The organism is Paenibacillus hodogayensis (assembly GCF_039536325.1).
Taxonomy (GTDB): Bacteria; Bacillota; Bacilli; order Paenibacillales; family NBRC-103111; genus Paenibacillus_AB; species Paenibacillus_AB hodogayensis.
Window position 1 is genome coordinate 94,320 of record NZ_BAAAYO010000011.1, and the last position, 18,601, is coordinate 112,920.

13 protein-coding genes are annotated in these 18,601 nt (G+C 47.5%); 9 read left to right on the plus strand and 4 right to left on the minus strand.

What is annotated here, in order from left to right; all coding sequences use genetic code 11:
- Positions 1-206 precede the first annotated feature (206 nt).
- Together ABD796_RS25045 and ABD796_RS25050 are read left to right on the plus strand one after the other, a co-directional pair.
- Positions 207-1,133 (plus strand): aldo/keto reductase, encoded by a 927-nt coding sequence (locus ABD796_RS25045; RefSeq protein WP_344913135.1) that lies wholly within the window; start codon positions 207-209, stop codon positions 1,131-1,133.
- A 163-nt stretch (positions 1,134-1,296) separates the two neighbouring features.
- Positions 1,297-2,166, plus strand: a complete 870-nt coding sequence (locus ABD796_RS25050; RefSeq protein ID WP_344913137.1) for a pentapeptide repeat-containing protein — start codon at positions 1,297-1,299, stop codon at positions 2,164-2,166.
- Between the two features lie 133 nt (positions 2,167-2,299).
- On the opposite strand, the gene ABD796_RS25055 is transcribed toward ABD796_RS25050, so the two are convergent.
- Complete coding sequence (locus ABD796_RS25055) at positions 2,300-2,896, minus strand: S26 family signal peptidase (RefSeq protein WP_344913139.1); 597 nt, start codon at positions 2,894-2,896, stop codon at positions 2,300-2,302.
- Positions 2,897-3,370: 474 nt separating this feature from the next.
- Between ABD796_RS25055 and ABD796_RS25060 the strand changes: the two genes are divergently transcribed.
- The 3 genes from ABD796_RS25060 to ABD796_RS25070 all read left to right on the plus strand — a co-directional run bounded on the left by ABD796_RS25060 (position 3,371) and on the right by ABD796_RS25070 (position 6,598).
- Positions 3,371-4,225, plus strand: coding sequence for a carbohydrate ABC transporter permease (locus ABD796_RS25060; RefSeq protein WP_344913185.1), 855 nt, complete (start codon positions 3,371-3,373; stop codon positions 4,223-4,225).
- On the plus strand, positions 4,222-5,043 hold the full coding sequence (locus ABD796_RS25065) for a carbohydrate ABC transporter permease (RefSeq protein WP_344913141.1): 822 nt from the start codon (positions 4,222-4,224) through the stop codon (positions 5,041-5,043). Before ABD796_RS25060 ends, ABD796_RS25065 begins: the two co-directional genes overlap by 4 nt.
- Before the next feature lie 172 nt (positions 5,044-5,215).
- On the plus strand, positions 5,216-6,598 hold the full coding sequence (locus ABD796_RS25070; protein WP_344913143.1) for an ABC transporter substrate-binding protein: 1,383 nt from the start codon (positions 5,216-5,218) through the stop codon (positions 6,596-6,598).
- 79 nt (positions 6,599-6,677) lie between these two features.
- Here the strand turns inward: ABD796_RS25070 and ABD796_RS25075 are convergent, their stop codons facing one another.
- Positions 6,678-8,111, minus strand: coding sequence for an aldehyde dehydrogenase family protein (locus ABD796_RS25075; RefSeq protein ID WP_344913145.1), 1,434 nt, complete (start codon positions 8,109-8,111; stop codon positions 6,678-6,680).
- Positions 8,112-8,512: 401 nt separating this feature from the next.
- On the opposite strand from ABD796_RS25075, the gene ABD796_RS25080 reads away from it, so the two are divergent.
- Positions 8,513-9,328: a helix-turn-helix domain-containing protein gene (locus ABD796_RS25080; RefSeq protein ID WP_344913147.1), complete on the plus strand. Its 816-nt coding sequence runs from the start codon at positions 8,513-8,515 to the stop codon at positions 9,326-9,328.
- A 1-nt stretch (position 9,329) separates the two neighbouring features.
- Positions 9,330-10,685: an ABC transporter substrate-binding protein gene (locus ABD796_RS25085; RefSeq protein WP_344913149.1), complete on the plus strand. Its 1,356-nt coding sequence runs from the start codon at positions 9,330-9,332 to the stop codon at positions 10,683-10,685.
- Positions 10,686-10,903: 218 nt separating this feature from the next.
- Here the strand turns inward: ABD796_RS25085 and ABD796_RS25090 are convergent, their stop codons facing one another.
- Positions 10,904-11,353, minus strand: coding sequence for a putative iron-sulfur cluster-binding metallochaperone (locus ABD796_RS25090; protein ID WP_344913151.1), 450 nt, complete (start codon positions 11,351-11,353; stop codon positions 10,904-10,906).
- Positions 11,354-11,611: 258 nt separating this feature from the next.
- Here ABD796_RS25090 and ABD796_RS25095 point away from each other — a divergent pair, with 258 nt between their 5' ends.
- Positions 11,612-11,782 (plus strand): hypothetical protein, encoded by a 171-nt coding sequence (locus tag ABD796_RS25095; protein ID WP_344913153.1) that lies wholly within the window; start codon positions 11,612-11,614, stop codon positions 11,780-11,782.
- 82 nt (positions 11,783-11,864) lie between these two features.
- Positions 11,865-12,080 (plus strand): hypothetical protein, encoded by a 216-nt coding sequence (locus ABD796_RS25100; RefSeq protein ID WP_344913155.1) that lies wholly within the window; start codon positions 11,865-11,867, stop codon positions 12,078-12,080.
- Between the two features lie 310 nt (positions 12,081-12,390).
- Here the strand turns inward: ABD796_RS25100 and ABD796_RS25105 are convergent, their stop codons facing one another.
- On the minus strand, positions 12,391-18,159 hold the full coding sequence (locus ABD796_RS25105; RefSeq protein ID WP_344913157.1) for a DUF4011 domain-containing protein: 5,769 nt from the start codon (positions 18,157-18,159) through the stop codon (positions 12,391-12,393).
- Positions 18,160-18,601: the final 442 nt, after the last annotated feature.

Below are 18,601 nucleotides of genomic sequence, written 5' to 3' on the forward strand. Positions count from 1 at the left end.
CGATAAGCTCCGGCTCGCCTTATCCGACCGCATATGCCGCGCAAGGAAAGTCGCCCGTACAGGAACGGGCGACTTTTCTTTTTTTATGTCGGGTACTGAAGGGAACGCAACTAACGCAACTATTTTTCACGTATTGCCGCTTGTTTCCGCTTTTTCTATAATGAGGGCGAGCAACCATTCGTCACGTTGGAGAGGAGCTGCGATTCATGCATTATCGGAGACTGGGCAAAACGGGGCTTAAAGTATCGGTCGTTGGCGTAGGAACTTGGCAGTTTGGCGGAGCTTGGGGCAAAGATTTTACTCAGGATGAAGTAGACGCCATTCTGGATCAAGCGAAAGAGGAAGGCATCAATTTGCTCGATACGGCGGAGTGCTATGGCCACCATTTGTCCGAAAGCTTGATCGGCCATTATGTGGACCGGACCAAGAGCCGCGACCAGTGGATCATCGCCACCAAGTTCGGACATAACCATGCGGACCGCGAATCTTCCGTGAACTATTGGTCGGCGGGCGAAGTGCTGAAGCAGTTGGACGAGTCGTTGAGGTCGCTGAGGACCGATTATGTCGATTTGTACCAATTCCATTCCGGACCGGATGAAGTATTCGACAACGACGGGCTGTGGACTGCGCTCGATAAACAAGTGCAGGCCGGTAAAATCCGCAATCTGGGGATCTCGATCGGCAGCAACGACAATATCCATCAAACGGGAAAAGCGTCGGAAGTGAACGCCAAGGCGATACAGGTCGTATACAACAGGCTGGATCAGACGCCGGAAAAGCGCGTATTCCCTTCATCCATCGAACAGGATTTGGGCGTACTCGCCCGCGTACCGCTCGCCAGCGGCTACCTGAGCGGCAAATATGAGCCGGGCGCCGTATTCTCGGATAACGACGTCCGCTCCCGACACGATAAAGAACGAACGGCCGCCAGACTGCGCGAGGTCGGAGACATCCGCCGGACGGAAGTGCCGCCGGGCGTTAATATGGCGGAATGGGCGTTGGCGTGGTGCTTGAAGCATCCTGCCGTGACATGCGTCATTCCCGGCTGCAAAAGCCCTGAGCAGGTGAAGGCCAACGCCAGAGCGGCCGGCTTTGACGAGGTGAATGCCGACCATCCGCAAGCATGGAGATAACTCCTCCGATAAACCGAAATGGCATCGACGACTCCACGGTCGTTCGGTGTCATTTCTTCTTTCTTACGAGTCTGCACCCACAGCATTTGACGGACAGAACATTCGGTACTACTATAGAAGAATTAGAGATTCTAACGGCAAGCATCCAAGGGAGGCCCACGTTGTGTCCAACAACCACATCCATTCCTCATCGGCTCCCGGCAAAGACCGCCCCCACCTGCAGTCAGACTGCGAAGCCTGCTTCGGCCTGTGCTGCGCGGCACTGCCTTTCGCGGCTTCCGTCGACTTCGCGGTCGATAAAGACGCCGGCAAGCCTTGTCACAACCTGCAAGCGGACTTTCGCTGCGGCATTCATCTGAGCCTCCGGCAGAAAGGCTTTCGGGGCTGTACCGTGTACGACTGCTTCGGCGCCGGGCAAAAAGTTGCCCAATTCACCTACGGCGGGCGCGATTGGCGGCAGGCTCCGGAAACGGCGAAACAGATGTTCGATGTGTTTCCGGCCATGCGGCAGCTTCATGAGCTGCTCTGGTATTTGACAGAGGCGCTAACGCTGCAGCCCGCTCATCCGATTCACGACGCGATCCGCGAAGCGCTGGACGAAACCGAGGCGATGACCCGGCTCGATCCCGACTCGATCCTGAGTCTGGATGTGGCCGCCCACCGCGCCAAGGTGAACGTTCTGCTGCTGCAGACAAGCCAACTGGTGCGGGACGAAGCCCGCCGGCGGCGGAAGACCCCTCCGGGACGTCAGAAATTCCAGGAGAGGGGCGCCGATCTGATCGGAGCCAAGCTCAGAGGCGCGGACCTGCGAGGCGTCAGCTTGAGAGGAGCTTGCCTGATAGCCGCCGATCTCCGGAACGCCGACCTCCGGACGGCAGACCTGATCGGGGCCGATCTCCGCGACGCCAACCTGTGCGGCGCCGACCTTACCGACAGCATGTTTCTTGCCCAAGCTCAGATTAATGCCGCCAAGGGAGACGCCACCACAAAGCTCCCGCGCTCGCTGACGCGCCCGTCCCACTGGGTCGGTTGACGGGGTCTGACCGCGGCGCACCATTCCCGACCAGACCAATCCTCTCTTACAGTCGAGATGCCAACGTTAGCAGTACGTAAAAAAGGCCTCGGGCACCTATACGGTGTACGAGGCTTCCTTACGTCACCTGTCGTTACTCATTCTGACTTTTTATCCATCCAATAACTCTACCTGTAATCTTATCTTTAGGTAACGGTTCCGTAAATCCACCTCTCCACCATACATCACTGGCCAGTAGATATTGACCATCCAGGAGCACTGTTTCTTTGTCCATGCTCAGTGCTTTGTCGGTTCCATTAATAAATCCGTTTGTGTAATACTCTTTCCCATAAAAGGTGTCAAGTACCCGGCCATTAATATATATTTGGCCTTTTTTCACCAAAAGGGTTTCCCCCGGCAGAGCAACGACTCTAGCGACATCATATCCCTTTCTTTTTTTATTGCTAATCTCCTCTTCCTTTGCATCTGTCTTAAAATAGACTACATCGCCCCTTGAGATTTTTTGACTCTTATAATAATCAAGATCTATAACCAGAGTTGAGTTTGCAGCGTACTGCTCGGAGCGATACATACCGTCATGATTAATAAGATGTGTGATTTGATTAGACTCTTGCCGTTCCATTAGAGGCAGCTCATATTGGGTAATTCCATCTACTATTGCTTTTTTATTATCACACCCGGATAAGATCACGAAGGCAATAGCCGCAATTATTAGATAACATTTACGCATTGCAACCTCCACTTTAAAATAAAAATTTTCATTACCATGAAGTTGTGTAAAGTAAAATAAAGCATCCGCTACGGAGATGCTTTATTTGCTTTATTATGTTTTTGCTGTTTCATAATAGTTATTTTAGCATCTCTTACATCAACCATATAAACAAACTTTTAACTGTTTAATTTTCTTAATTTTATCAACTTTGATTTCATGTAGTATTTTTCCTTCCGAGATGAAACTGGACCGAATCGAGCCTCTGCGAATTCCCTCCGTCCATAAAATCTTTATTTGTACTTGACCCCGGCATAACAAATACATCTCATACTGACGAAGATGCCAATTGCGTGACCGAGGTTTTTACCGTTAGGAGTGAGCGAAAGCGTGAGCCTCATGGAAGAACAACTTACACGAATTTCCGCCAATAGGCCGAAACCCGCCGTCGTTGGCCGTACGTCAAGTCTGGCCCGGCTGCGCCTGCAGGAAAATATGCTGGCCTATGGCTTTATGGCCCCTTCTCTGCTGCTATTCGGCCTGTTTTTGTTTTATCCGCTGCTGAAGTCCGTTTATTTAAGCCTTCATCTCACCGATCCGAGGGGACGCATCGCCGCCTTTGCCGGCTTGGACAATTTTCGGGAGCTGTTTCTGTCGGAGCGCTTTTACCAAAGCCTGAAGGTAACGTTATCCTTCACTCTGCTCACCGTGCCGACCTGCATCCTGCTTGCGCTGCTGCTGGCCGCCCTTACGCAGTCCAAACTGCGCGGCATGCGCATCTTTCAATTTATTTTCTCGCTGCCTATCGCCATCTCGTTCGGCACGGGCTCCGTCATCTGGATGATGTTGTTCCACCCAACCGTCGGCACGCTCAATTATTTCTTGGGCCTCGTTGGGGCTTCTCCCGTCGGCTGGCTCACCGATCCCGCCTGGGCGCTGCTGTCGGTCTCGCTGATGACCGTCTGGATGACGCTCGGCTTCAACTACATCGTGCTGTTAAGCGGGTTGCAGGGAGTGCCCGAGGAGCTGTACGAAAGCGCCAAAATCGACGGCTCCGGCCCGATTCGGACGTTCCTGCAAGTTACGCTGCCGCTCGTATCGCCCACCCTGTTCTTTGTAGCGATCGTCTCGGTCATCGGCGCCTTCCAGACGTTCGGCCAAATTCACATTTTGACCAAGGGCGGCCCGATGTACACGACGGACGTCATCGTCTATAACATTTACCAGGATGCCTTCGTGAATTTCCGGTTCGGCATCGGTAGCGCGCAGGCCTTGGTGTTGTTCGCGATCATCCTGATCCTCACCTTGCTGCAGTTCGCCTTTCTGGAGAAGAAGGTGCACTACCAATGACTTTGCGCCTCCAACATACCGTCGTTTACGTCCTGCTCGTCATATGCGCCGTTCTGGTGCTGTATCCCTTGTTCTTCACCTTCTCCGCAGCCTTTATGACTCCGGCGGAATCGTCGTCCTATCCGCCCAAGATGCTGCCCGGAGGACTGTACTGGGATAATTTCGCAACGGTCGTTCAGCTCGTGCCGATCTTCAAATTCATTGCCAACAGCGTCCTCATATCGACCGCCATCATGGTCGGGCAACTGCTCACGGCTAGTACGGCTGCATACGCCTTCGCTTTTTTGAGATTCGCGGGCAAGGGCGTGCTGTTCACTTTGTTTTTGTCCACAATGATGATTCCTTGGGAAGTCACGATGATCCCCAATTATTTGACCGTCAAAAGCTGGGGCTGGCTGGATAGCTACCAGGGGCTGATCGTTCCGTTTCTCGCCACGGCGTTCGGCACGTTCTTGCTGCGCCAATTTTTCATGCAGCTGCCTTCCGAGCTGTTCGAAGCGGCGCGGATCGACGGCTGCGGCCATGTGCGGCGATTTTTCCGAATCGTGCTGCCGTTGGCTCGTCCGGGGCTGGCTACGCTTGGCGTCTACTCGTTCCTTACGCATTGGAATATGTATTTGTGGCCGCTCCTGATTACCAACGGGCAGCAAATGCGCACGGTCCAGATCGGCATCAGCATGCTGCAATTCGAGGAAATGACGTCGTGGAATCTGGTATTGGCGGGCGTCACGCTGGTGATGCTGCCTTCCCTGCTGCTGCTCGTGCTCGGCATCAAGCAGTTGGTGAGGGGCATTACGGCCGGGGCAGTCAAAGGCTGATTCGGACCAGGCCGGCAAGATAGCCCGGAGCCATACTACTCCAGTCGAAAATACCGGCTTCGCCAGCCCGGAAAAACGCCGCCGACACGGTCCGCGCTGGCCATGAAGAGAAATAGCTCGCCCACCGGGCGTTCTATATAATTAACCATGATAAAGGGAGAGAAGACGAACAATGACAAGGTGGAGCAGAAATAGCGCAATAACGCTTTGGATCGCCATCGTGATGCTTTTCCTGGCAGCTTGCGGGGGAACTTCTCAACCAACGACGACAGCGTCCTCGGGGACGGACAAAGGAACCGCCCCGGCGTCCGCAGCAAGCAAAGAACCGGTTAAAGTCGTATGGTGGCATTCGATGAGCGGCGAGTTGGGCAAAGCGATCGACAAACTTGTTGCCGACTTCAATGCATCCCAGAAGGATGTCGTGGTTGAGGCTGTGTTCCAAGGCACGTATGACGAGAGCCTGAACAAAATGAAAGCGTCCATGGACTCCAAGAGCGGTCCCGCTCTGATTCAGGTATTTGAAATCGGCAGCCGCTTTATGATCGATTCCAAAGCGATTACGCCTATGCAAAAGTTTATCGACGCGGACAAATTCGATTTGTCCCAGCTGGAAGAAAACATTCTCAACTATTATCGGATCGACGGCAAGCTGAATTCGATGCCGTTCAATACCTCCAATCCGATCCTTTATTACAACAAAGACATGTTCAAAGCCGCAGGCTTGGACCCCGAGAAGCCTCCAGTGACATATGAAGAAGTAGCGGCCGCTTCCAAAGCTCTGACGAAAGACGGCAAATACGGCAATTCCTTTGCCATCTACGGCTGGTTTATGGAGCAATTTTTCGCCAATCAAGGGGCCGAACTGCTCAACAATAATAACGGTCGCAAAGGTCTGGCTACCGAATCGATGCTGAACAGCGACGCCGGCATCAAAACGCTGACTTGGTGGAAGCAAATGGTCGACGATAAAGTTTCCTTGAACCTCGGTCGGAAAACCGACGATACGAAAAAAGCCTTTATCGCCGGTCAAGTGGCAATGACGCTCGACTCCACCGGTTCTCTGCGGGGCATCGTCGACGGCGCGCAAGGCAAATTCGAAGTGGGCACGGGCTATTTGCCAAAGCCGTCCGACGCCAAGGATGGCGGAGTTATCGTAGGCGGCGCAAGCGTCTATATCTTGAACAACCGCAGCGAAGCGGAGCAGAACGGCGCCTGGCAGTTTATCAAATTCCTCGCCGAGCCTAAGCAGCAAGCGTTCTGGCATGTGAACACAGGCTATTTCCCGATTACCAAAAAAGCGTATGACGAGCAAATCGTCAAGGACAACCTGGCCAAGTACCCTCAGCTTAAAACGGCCGTGGATCAGCTGCATGCCACCAAAGCGAACACCGCGACTCAAGGGGCGGTCATGGGCGTCTTCCCGGAAGCCCGCCAGCTTACGGAGAGCGCGATCGAAGAAGTGCTCAACGGCAAGAAGCAGCCGAAGGATTCGCTCGATAACGCCGCCAAAGAGATTACAGGGAAGCTAGGGACTTATAATAAGACAGTGAAATAATGAGCGCCCGTACAAATCAGGCCTCCGGAAACGTTCCGGGGCCTGGTTTTTTAGTTTCTTTTTAAATTTTCACTGGAAATTACGCAAGAACAGCGTCATGGCCCAGAATCGCCTTCGGCTCCAAATACTCTTCGATGCCGTACGTACCATGTTCCCGTCCGATGCCGGATTGCTTGAATCCGCCGAACGGGGCATTCGGTTCGTCATGGAGGCCGTTGACGGATATGCGTCCGGCCACGATTTGCTCGGCGACCCGATTTCCCCGCTCCGTACTGCCAGAGAAAACGAAAGCTTGCAAGCCGTACGGCGTATCGTTTGCGATCTCGATCGCTTCGTCTTCCGTCCGGTAAGTAATGATAGACAGAACCGGTCCAAATACTTCTTCCTGCGCGATAGTCATATCGTTCGTTACATTAGCGAACACCGTAGGCTTAACGAAGTAGCCTGCATCGAATCCTTCAGGGCTGCCTTGGCCGCCAGCTATCAGTTCAGCGCCATCTTCGATCGCCTGCCGGATATAATGTTGGACCCTGTCGTACTGCTTCTGATTCACCATGGGGCCAATGAGTGTAGCTTCATTCCAGAGATCCCCGACTTTTATATCATCGATGACGGACGCCATCAACCGCTTGACTTCCTCCAAGCGAGATTCCGGAACGATTATCCGCGTACCGGCCAGACAAGCTTGGCCGCTGTTGATGAAGCCGGCGCTCACCGCAAGCGGAACCGCTTTAGTCAAGTCTGCATCGTCCAGAATAACCGTCGGCGATTTGCCGCCGAGTTCAAGCGTGACTCGCTTCAGATGAGCGGCCGCTCCTGCGGCGATTCGTTTGCCTATTTCAGTCGATCCCGTAAAGGCCATAACGAAAACATCTGGATGGCGCGTTAGCTCCTCCCCGACGACTTCTCCCTTGCCGTTCACGATATTGACGACACCCGCTGGGAGAGCCGCTTCATGAATGGCTTCCATAAAAATTTGCGTTTGCTTTGCACTTAACTCGCTTGGCTTCACGACCAGCGTACACCCCGCGGCAAGAGCCGGCGCGATTTTGTTAGCCAGATGTGTCGCATTTGCATTCCAAGGCGTAATCGCCCCGACGACACCGATAGGCTCCATCCGTACTCTCGCTTTACCGGCAGTTCGTGAAAATGAAAACGATTCTAGATTTTCCTTCGTATGCACAAAGGCGTCGGCAGCTATTCGGGTCAGCATTCTGGCCACCGATACCGGCGCACCGTATTCCTCGACCGTTGCCTCCGTCAGTCTGTCTAAACGATTCATTAGGGAACGATGCAGACGCAGCAGCATATCGGCTCGTTCCTGAACGGTCGTTTTTGAGAAAGTCTTGAATGCCGACTTCGCCGCCGCGATCGCAAGCCGCGTATCTTCGACGTTTCCGAGCACCACTTTGCCAGTTACTTGTTTGGTCGCAGGATTGATAAGCTCCAGTTCCTCTGTGCCTATCGGTTTGATTATTTGACCATTTATATAGACCCTATCAAACATATTCATTGATTGTTCCTCCCGACAATTTGATTTGTTATCTTAGACACCCAAGAGGCGTGATTTGTTATCTGCCGGGTTAGTGTATCCGGCTAGATACATCATAATCCTTAAAGCGCACTTTAAGTCAAGGGTTGAAAACGAGCTCACCCAACCAATAAAAGGATAGGGATGCGGGGACGGGCTACTACCCCTGATTCAGCGAACAACTCATAAAATAACCTCGACTTGTTCAGCAATAATTTCAAAATTCAATCGACCAAGAGCGGGGCAAAAGCCCGTACCGTCAAGCTTCAAGGATCGCCGACTCAACCATCGGTTGAGAATGATAGTAAGCCTCCATTACCAAAAAGGCTTATCTCCATTATAATTGGATATATGTTCCAATATCAAGAGAGGGTGTCGCCTAAGTGGTTGATTCACGCAAAGTAGGGGTCATTATCTATGAGCGCCGTTCGCAAAAAGCCTGGACGCAGGAGCAGCTTGGCATAAGTCTCGGCGTATCGGCGCAGGCGGTCTCGAAATGGGAAAAGGGCGATTCGTTGCCGGACGTGGCCATCTTGCCTCAATTGGCTCGTCTACTTGAGTGCACAGTCGATTATTTACTCGGGAGCAGGAGTACGCTGCATCATCTGCTGCCGCAAATCGACGCGCAATTATCCAGGCTGAAGGAAGAAGAAAAAATTGATTTTATCGGCCAAATCATTCATGCCATCCGGCCGCCGCAGGCACGCCGCTTGCCGGACAGCACCAAGCCGAATACGACCTTCCTGATGATCGGTAACCGCAGCGTGATGTGGTGGGTAAAGCAAAAATCCGTGTTCATCGCCACAGAGGACTATTTGCGGCAATCCAAAGCGGCTTTGGCAACAGATATCGATTTCCCGCTGAATTTGATTCCGCCCGACCCTATGAAGGTGCTAGCCGCTCTGATCCCAGATCAGCTTGCCAATCCGCCCGATTATGTGATATCGGAAAGCACGATTCGGGCCGGACTGTCGGACGACTTCGATTTTCACGCGACGATGGATGCCTGCATTGAGCTTGGATTTGCGGAACGCATTCGCGGAGGGTATCGGCTGAACCTGAAGGGGAGCTTTGCCATGCGCGTGCTGTCGATACTGAATGCGGTGCTTAACGAGAGAGCAGGCACCTCGGTCGCCTATCCGCCGCAAGGAGAAGAGAAGGATGCGCGCACACCGATAAAGGAAGAAAAGGAGCGATGAGATGAGTGGAATGGGGAAGATGAGGCGGACCGGGCTCGGGCTCGGCATAGCCGTTTTGCTTGCCTTGGCCGGATGGCGGGGCAGTCTCAAGGAACAGGCGACCCTACCTCTCCCAGACAACGCCCGGAAAAGCTTGTCAATCGTGTACTGGAGCGAGAAGCAGTTCATGGATGAGTACGGCGCTTCGTACAAAATACACAACCCGAACGTCGACATCCGCGTTATTCCGATGATGGTGTTCGAGACGGGGAAAGCCGCTCGTGCGATTGAAAATTCCGTTATTCTGGAGCAGAAGCCCGATCTGATCTACAGCCCCTCGCTCGTTACCGAGCAAGTTAAGGCGGGAAAGCTGCTGGAGCTGACCGCGCTTATGAAGCAGGATCAGATCGAGCTGAGCCAGTTTTCCGAAAGCGCGCTGGAAGCGCTTCGCCAGACGGGCGGAGGGAACCTGTTATCGCTGTCCCCCACCCTTCAAACCGCAGCGTTATATTACAATAAAACGCTGTTCGACCGGTTGCAGCTCCCGTATCCGTCGGACGATATGAGCTGGCCCTCCCTCTTGCAACTGGCCAAAAGCGCGGCTAGGACGGAGGACGGCAAGCAGCTGTACGGGCTGGACAATAACAGGTCCCCTAGGATTTGGTTAAGTGATTATACGACGAGCATAGGCGCGGCTGCATTCAGCACCGATAATCGCGAGGCGAAATATACGTCGCCCGAATTCAAGGCGGCTTTCGATGAAGCTCTCGACGCTTTCCGCAGCGGAGCGGTCTACTTGCCTCCTGAGACGAGCGAGCCCACCAAGACGACGACCGAGCGTTTACTGAGAAATAAGTTTATTGCCGGAGAGGCTGCCATGCGGATCGACACGCCTGGGTTTATAAACGACCTGTTGAATGCCGCCACGCTCGGAATTCCTTCGTTCGACTGGAAAATCGTGACGGAGCCGGTCGACCCGAAGCGCCCCGGACAATCGTCCAGCGTACTGGTGGGCGATCAGTTCGCCATTATGTCCGATTCTCCGAACCAGCGGGCGGCGTGGGAATTCCTGAAATTCATAACTGGACCGGATATGGCCGCCCAACTGGCAAAAACGAAGCCCGGCGTGCTGTCGATCCGGAACGAAGCGATTCGTTCGATTGAGGGGCGAACGCTGGACCCTTTTTACGCACACAAGCCGTTTCAAACGATGAGCTCTCGATTCCCCCAGCCATTAGCCAGAAGCATTTCGCAAATATCTGACGAAGAGATGCTTGACATCCTCTATGGCCGCTCGACCGTGGACGCCGGCTTGCAGTCGATGCAGAGCAGGGTGCAGACTGCTATCCACCAATATGCGATGTCCGATGCGAAGTGACGAACGCCGATATTCATGGAGCGTATGAATCCCCTTGATGCTAAACCTTATTTCCGGACATCAAACCCAAAAGCAAGAAAAAAACGAGCAAATTTCAGGAGATTACTCCTGGGATGAGCAAACGAAAAAGGAGCTGCCGCGTAAGAGCTCCTTCACTATCGTACCCGTTAGTTCAATCACACCGCACTGTGTCTACCATATAGGTTTTTTGCTTACAACTATTTGAGTCCTCGTACAAAAGCATTCACATTGCCTAAGCAACAAGCACCTTGAGGGTTATTTACCTCACACCCACAACGACCAGCTTGAACATGAGCTTTGATGTGATCAGCAGGTTTTAGGTCTGTGTTAATGGCTTGAAGAAGTCGCTCTCTCGTCCAATCAAAGCAGTAACACACAGGCACATCTGCCCTCTGATTTTTTTGATACACTGGCACCTTTATGTCATTCTCCACAAACGATTGCGAATGGTTCCCGCTGAAGTAGACGATAGAGCAAGAAGGATTAGAACAAAAAACGTAAGTGTTATCTGGCTCAATGATTTCTAATGCCGACGCTTTTAGCAGGGACTTAAGCGTTATGAGTTGCACGTTTTTACCCTTTTCACCACATGTAGGGCACTCCGTTTTTACGGCTTCTGTACTATTAGATGGTGCACAACAATCCATTTGAAGTCACTCCCTAGTAGACGAACTAATTATTTCTCACTCCCTCAGATAATTATCTCACTAATTTGTAAAATAATAAATCATCACTCCGCTAAACTGCCCGTTAGCTTAACGTCTGCAGCCAGTCTACAACTTTATTTTCATTGAACAGCGGCCTCATCATTCACTCGGTGAAGCAAGACCCGTGCAGTTTTACGTCTATTGGAATCAAGTCGAAACAACCTCAGAAATGTAGAGGATGCATATGGGGGAAATGGGATGGGACAACTCAGTATTGCCCAAAACAATCTTGCATTAGACAATAATAAAATCAAATCCCTGCCTAGCCGCTTTGACCTGACAGGGAGTCGTTTCCCAAACGCTTGGGAAAATAGCTTTAAGTGTGGGACTATTCCATTACAGCCCTTTTTTATTTTTGAAAATAGGTAAACACACACTCAATGCCGTTTATCAAGCCATAAACGATGTGTGGATGAACACATAAATAAATCGCTTTAGGAGGAAAATTATAGTGCCGACTTTCTCTCACCCGGCAATGCCGATGTATACTCAAGATCATGCGGCTTATATCCGTCAAATGCATGATTGGCATAACCAAATGGCTCATTATCACGAGCAACATCGACTATTTCATTTGGAAAGAGCAAAGCACTTTCACGACATGATGGGCGGCCGCCATGGTAAGGTTATATCTTTTGAAAGACCGAATGATACTGCAGTTAAATGAATTCCAGTTCATAAATTTCATTTTGCTCCGTAAACTAATTCTGTTAATACTCCTTTTTAAGAAATAAAAAAACGCAGAAAATGGCTTGAGCCATTGTTTCTGCGTGCTTCGCAGTACCAGTATCTGGTTCTAAAGTTGATTATATCGAACCTCTTCTTTTTGTAAATATCTGTAACACAATCAACTTCAATCTTTTTGAATTCACTTTGTTCTACTTTGTGTTCTTTACTCATTCGTTGCCCACTTACCATAAATAAGCTAAACCACATCCCAGTCATCCGACAACTAAAAGCTCTTTCATTACGATTATCTAGACCAAATATCTTAAGCTTTCCAATTTGTCTTTAAGCCGAGTTATTTCAAATTTACGCTTTTTAAACCACTCCTGCGACCATATACGATAAATCTTCCACCCAAGTCCTTCTAGCACCTGTTGTCGGAGCCGATCTCTGTCACGGGCTACTTTTGAACTGTGATATGCCTTACCGTCACATTCAATCCCCAAAATGAACTTATTTTCGTTTAGCGGGTCAACAACAGCTAAATCAATACGATAGCCTGAACATCCAACTTGAGTCATCACTTTATATCCTATACTCGTGATGACCGAATAAACATCTTCTTCAAAAGGCGAGTCAAATTCTTGCTCTGCAAGTTTCGTCATGCTGACTGGTAGCTTCCCATCCATCGCAGTCTGCATGTAATCTTTGAGCAGTCTGAGGCCACTGTTTCCACTAATTTTCGTATCAGATAGGTCAGTTGGTTTAAGTGAGCTTAACAACTTCATGTGGTATTTTGCACGAGTTACGGCAACATTCAACCTCCGTTCTCCACGAGACTTACTCAGAGGGCCAAAATTATAATGCAGAGATTCATCCGCGGCTTTTGCATAACCAACACTTAAGAAAATAACATCTCTCTCGTCTCCTTGGACATTCTCCAAACTTTTGACGAAGAACTCCTCATGTGCACCTTCCTGGAAGAACCGTTCGTAAAGCGAATTCGAGTTTCTTATGTTCTCAAGTTCCGTTTCAATGGCGGAAGCCTGCGCTTCACTGAATGCGATTACGCCTAACGATTGATCAGAGTGGTCTCTGAAGTGCTCAAACACGAGCTGCGCAATCTTTTCTGCCTCTTTCTTATTTGTCTTGCTTCCGCCTCGGTCATAAAACCCTTCTTCCACATGTACGAATTCCGTGCCAAGGTAATGCCCGTTATCCGAACTCGGAAATGTAATCAGATTATTATGGTAGAACGCTTGGTTGGAGAAGGTGATTAGTGATTCATGCTTACTTCGATAATGCCAACGCAGGTTAATCGACGGAAGAACATGCGCGCATTCGTCCAGAATACTCTCATACGTGACCTCTTCTTCCTGATCATCCTCATCGAAATCCTCATCAATCATACTACTGTGGAAAAAGTTTGTGGGAGGGAGCTGTTTTGTATCTCCCACGATGATTACCTGTTTCCCTCGGGCTATTGCGCCGATCGCATCTTCGGAAAAGATTTGTGATGCTTCGTCAAATATGACCACATCAAATTGAATCACCGATGCATCTAAAAACTGGCTGACGGAAAGTGGACTCATCAAAAGACAAGGCTTGATCTCCTTAAATAACGGGGCCGTTAAATTTATGAGCTTTCGAATCGGAAAGTGCCGCTTTTTCTTCCCTATTTCAGCCTGTATAATATGAAGTTCTCGTCGATACGCCAAGGCATTTATTGCCTGACTTCTGTTCTTTTCTAATTTTTCTTTAATCCGATGCACGTTTAGTTGATTGCTTGTTCGATCCAGCTTTCTAAATGTCATGACGTCAGTATCCATGATGTCCGCATCAAACTCAAAAAGCAGCGGTTCTTGTTGATAAATATGATCGAGCCAAAGTTTAAAAAATCGCTTTTGAAAGAGGTCTTTAAACGAATGCTCGCCGTTTTTTTCTTTTTTTATGGCAAGAATGAATTGACTTAACCCCATTGAGGCCGCGTGCTTTTCGATGCGCTGATGCCTGACCCAGTCCTCCAACAGATCAATAGCACCAAGTCTTACTTCTGTAAATTCTACAAACTCATTTAGTGTAATGTTTGAAAAATCGGCTTTAAAAATAACCGAAATCGCGAAATACTTATGGAAGTTTTTCTCATGACTAGATAATTGGTCATACTCCCTCTGGGCTTCAACGAGCACCCCTTTCAGTTCGTTTTTATCCCGATTTCCATCAGCACTGACAAAATCCACAATCTGCTGTGGCATATTAGTAGTAGTGAACAATTCGTGCCATTCATCGGTCCAAGCCAACGCATCAAAGATCTGTTCCCAGTTCGTTGTGTATCCAGTAAAACGATTACCAAAAACCTCTTTAAGAACTTCAAGTTCGCTATCCAAGTGTTCTTTTAAACCCTTTACAAGGACTGCTTTTTCACATGCCGCTTTTGATTCTTCAAATGTTAAGTCTCGAATGAAGTAAGGAGCAATTTTAGAGAACCATTCTTGCCAATCATACACTTGTTGCTTTAACTTCTTAAGTTGAGTTTTGAAAGAATTTATTGGCCAGTTACGCACTGGACCCTCGAAGCCAGCAAACACCTTTGGGAATGCTTCCATATAAATGGGCATTTCTTTCTCTATTCTAATAATGCAATTGCGAAGTGATATCTCGTCAATCTGAGATTCCAGTCCACCGCGGAGAATTACATTCTTGAACTCCTGATTGATTTTAATGTTGTATTCATACAGGCTAGCGAATTCATTTATAAAACTGAGAAACTTATCCCACTCCGTGTCTTTCCCCTTGAACGAATCACCTAGAATCCTCAAACTATTATTAAAACCATCTTCAATTATTTGGTTTTGTTGATTCATTTCGTCTAAACTTTTCAAGTCTTCTTTGAGCCCCGATACACTGAGGCTCATCGGGTTTTGCAGGTGAGTAGCGAATTCATCAATGAACTTGTAATAGGAATCAACCTTATGCCATTCCACTTGCAAAAGAGCGTTCAAATCTTCAATGTTTACGCTCGTGTTGTTCCCACCAAATAAGTGAACTAAGTTCGGGAATGTATTTTGGAACAATTTTATTCCAGACCGTAACTCATTACTGATTTGCTTCAGTTGTTTAAAGGAAGAAGATATTTGCTCCACTTTACCAGTGGGACGCAGTAACAAGTGTTTAAGTGAAGTTGTAATGTTTCTGCCTTGATGCCACTCAATTATTTCTCTTGTGACAGCAACTGCCTGCTCAATTTGAGACCAATCTGTTTCGGTCTCTTGATAATGCCATCCAAGCGTCGTTCTAAAATCACTTTCCTTTTGGCTAATGGATTTCTTGTTATCCATTACTCTTTTTACATTTCGGATGTACTTGTAGAAAGTTTCAAAGTTGATCTTTTCGCTGGACTTCAGGTTAGCTCTCAACCACTTTAGGTCTCTTTTGAAGGAACTATTAAAGATCCGCATAAATGATTGATATGTGCGCTCGCATCTTTCGAAAATATCATATATTCGCTCGTCATAAACCTCTTCTTCAAATAAATTGACCGCTTTGTTGTATTCACTGAGGTACTTTCCAAAGAGATCTTTGCCTTCCCGAATTCCAGATTGAATATTATGGTAATTTTCTAGGTTGAACCAACTTTCCTGCGGACGCGGTGACTTCGTAATCAACCCTACAACAAGTTCTAAATTATCAACTGAAGTAAAATTGTTGATTGGAGTTCCGAATAACTCTTCGAATTCAACTTTATATGTGTTAAAAAGTTTAATTTTATTAAAAAGATCGCTAAAAGCTAATGTTATTTTTGATTTCTGGTCATACAAGAAGTTGTCGACTGGTTCTTGACTTTGTTTGAACGAACCCAATGAGTTTTCCTTAACTTCGAAATCAACCAATACTTTTTCAGCATTGATTCCAAGGAAAGTCGCTTTATTCTTCGACAATAACTTTTGACGAATCTCTTCAATCTCATCGTACTTACTCTTTGTTGCCATTGCGTGATCTGTTACTTTAGTAAATCTCTCTTTATCGAACCATTCAGCAGAAGGAGTAACAGATTTACTAATCAGCGAAATATACACCAATAAACCATTCAGGTCTTCCAGATTATCAAGTTGCAGAAGTCCCAATTGTAAAGCTGTTTCGGCGTAGATTGATATCTTATCAGTGGTTGCATTAAAATCCTCAATGGATCTTATGATTTCACTTTGGCTCAGGAGGACTTCTGCACGTTTTCCCTCAGGGATGACCGAAACAAGTGTTTCACTTTCAACAAACAAATGATTGTAGACTTGCTCTAGTTTTTCATCCTCCAGCACATTCTCTGTTACTTTCTCAAGCAACTCTCTTTTGTAATCCAAGAAGTAAGAGAAACTTTCTTGATAACTCTTTGCGTCAGCAATGATTTGAGTAATATTCTTTTTATCAAACCACCCTGCTGGGGGCATCGGAGAATGTATTGCCATGTCCAGGATCTCAATGGCCTGTTCTAGTTCTTTCAATGTAGTAGCTTTAATCCCCACAGTTTCATCAATGGTTGAACCAACTCTTATTGTATTGTTTAAGTCTTCTAAGAGCTCCGTTAAGTAATTTTTGACCCGCGATTTTAATTCAAGGGAGAAATTCTCATCGTTAAACCCTTCCCACGGATGGAAATCAGCGTTGTAAACCGATGCTCTATATCTTTCTAGATCGGTTAGCAGTCTGTATATGGATTCGAGCTCTGTTTCAGGTGCAATGTTAAAATCGACCATTATTTCGGGGATATCTTCCAACATGCCCAATGTACCATGAACTTCAAAAACTGTTTTTCCGTACGGCTCCCTTGTTAAATGCATCTTCTCAGCGTATGTATTAAGTTTTTCACGAATGACGTTGATCTGGCCATACACGTTATTAGGTATTCTCTTTTTAGAGGGCTCTATATTAATGACATGACTTAATTCATCCAAAACCTGTCTCTTGTTTGCTTTTTGACTATGCATTTCAAGACAGAAATCCCCGAGCCCTTCATTTTCCAGACGAGTTTTAACAACATTGAGCGCGGCCATCTTTTCACTAACAAAAAGCACTTTCTTATTGTTGGCCAGGTTTTCGGCAATGATATTTGAGATGGTTTGGCTTTTACCCGTCCCTGGAGGGCCTTGTAACACAAAGCTCATTTCGTTTTTGGCTGCCAATATGGCCTGCTGTTGGCTAGAGTCAGCATCTAGAATATTAAATATTTCTTGGGACGGAACGGCGCAATCCATCGTATTTTCATCTGGAATACGGGTATGATCGAAGGTCCCCTTTCTACTTTCCTTATCGGACTCTCCTGCTATTTCCTTTATCAATGGATGGCTTTTAATGAGGTCTTTATACGTTTCCATATCTTTATACATAACCAGTTTGTTGAAGGAAAACAAAGACAAATAAACGTCCTCTTCGACGCTCCAATCTTCTAGGTTTGAAATAAGATCTCGCACTTCTAACCAAAGTTCAGCGACATTAAGAGCCGACGGATCTTCATCCAGCTCGGGCAAGTTAATGCCATGCTGCTCACGCAACATATGCGCAAGAAAGGGGTTAATTGCGATCTCGTCTTCAAACTGACTAATTGTAAAAGGGTCATTTGCACTACTTCTTTTCAAAGTTGCGGGTACCAACAATATTGGCGCTAAAAAGTAATCAGAAGTTGCCGATGTCTGTGTTTCTTTCCATTTTAATAAACCGAAGGAAAAATAGGAGATGTTTATTCCCTGTTCATTCATTCGAGTTTTCGCGGCGGTTCTAAGCTTGTTTAAGATTTTTTTTAAATTTTGCGTTTCTTCCGCGATCCGCTTTTTCTTTTCATGTTCATCAATGGCCATAGATTGAATCTTTGATATTTGAACAGAAAATGTTGTGGAAAGCTTTTCGCAGTTTAACTGTTTTTCATCATCAACTAGCAGTTTATACAAATTGGAGGGGTCATCCAGGAACTTAACGCTGTTGGTTCTCTTAGGTTTGAAATTGAGCAGCGTATTCCTTTTGCTCATATCAATAAGATTCTTTTTCCAATTTGCAATACGACTGTGTAATTTATCATCAAGTTGCTTCACCATAGCTTCACCTTCGCGCTTGTAATTATTTTTCTAACCATCCGACTATCAAATATATAGGAAAATTGTACCACGATGTGACAAAGTTTGATACAGTTATGACTCAACTGTCAATAAAACTTACTTTTACACAATAGGCTGCCAATAGTCGGTAGCCAATTGTTCCAATTGCGTGCACTTGATACTTCATATTTATCAGTATAATTAATGGGTTACCCATCTCTTTTCAACTTTGCTCCCTCATACTCTTGAAAAAAGCCGAAACAAATTCAGGAGATAATCCTGAATTTGTTTCGGCTTTTATATGAGAGTTACACTTTAGTGTTCAGTTACAATCTTTATTCAGTTACAAAGTATATTGTTCAGTTACAAACAGTATTTAACGAATTCAGGACTCATTATAAAAAAAACGCCCCGATGGTATCTCATCGGGACGGGGTTCTGC

Coding starts and splice junctions, on each gene's coding strand:
- ABD796_RS25045 (WP_344913135.1), top strand. CDS start 207: ATGCATTATCGGAGACTGGGCAAAACGGGGCTTAAAGTATCGGTCGTT.
- ABD796_RS25065 (WP_344913141.1), top strand. CDS start 4,222: ATGACTTTGCGCCTCCAACATACCGTCGTTTACGTCCTGCTCGTCATA.
- ABD796_RS25095 (WP_344913153.1), top strand. CDS start 11,612: ATGGGACAACTCAGTATTGCCCAAAACAATCTTGCATTAGACAATAAT.
- ABD796_RS25105 (WP_344913157.1), bottom strand. CDS start 18,159: ATGGTGAAGCAACTTGATGATAAATTACACAGTCGTATTGCAAATTGG.
- ABD796_RS25090 (WP_344913151.1), bottom strand. CDS start 11,353: ATGGATTGTTGTGCACCATCTAATAGTACAGAAGCCGTAAAAACGGAG.
- ABD796_RS25075 (WP_344913145.1), bottom strand. CDS start 8,111: ATGAATATGTTTGATAGGGTCTATATAAATGGTCAAATAATCAAACCG.
- ABD796_RS25085 (WP_344913149.1), top strand. CDS start 9,330: ATGAGTGGAATGGGGAAGATGAGGCGGACCGGGCTCGGGCTCGGCATA.
- ABD796_RS25070 (WP_344913143.1), top strand. CDS start 5,216: ATGACAAGGTGGAGCAGAAATAGCGCAATAACGCTTTGGATCGCCATC.
- ABD796_RS25060 (WP_344913185.1), top strand. CDS start 3,371: ATGCTGGCCTATGGCTTTATGGCCCCTTCTCTGCTGCTATTCGGCCTG.
- ABD796_RS25055 (WP_344913139.1), bottom strand. CDS start 2,896: ATGCGTAAATGTTATCTAATAATTGCGGCTATTGCCTTCGTGATCTTA.